At 35.3% G+C, this 255-nt stretch carries 1 protein-coding gene; it reads left to right on the forward strand.

Going from position 1 to position 255, the window contains the following annotated elements; all coding sequences use genetic code 11:
- Positions 1-47: 47 nt before the first annotated feature.
- The coding region (locus PZE06_RS34330; protein WP_275792600.1) for an ATP-binding protein at positions 48-255 on the forward strand (208 nt) is incomplete at its 3' end.

Raw genomic sequence — 255 nt, forward strand, 5'->3', positions numbered from 1 at the left:
TAGCTTTTACAATGGAAGCTATAATTAAGGGATATTCCGCAGCTTTTATGAGGACAGATGATTTTATTACAGAGTGTAAAAAAGCAGAAAAGGCTGGTCTTCTTAATCGAGTCATTAAACGTTGGAGTCGACCTCATATACTAGTTATTGATGAATTGGGTTACTTCCCCTTTGATGAACTTAGTGCCAATGTGTTATTCCAGGTCATATCTAAAAGATATGATCAAAGAGGAGCTCTTATCATTACCTCTAATA

Source organism: Robertmurraya sp. DFI.2.37 (assembly GCF_029211245.1).
Taxonomy (GTDB): Bacteria; Bacillota; Bacilli; order Bacillales; family Cytobacillaceae; genus Robertmurraya; species Robertmurraya methanolica_A.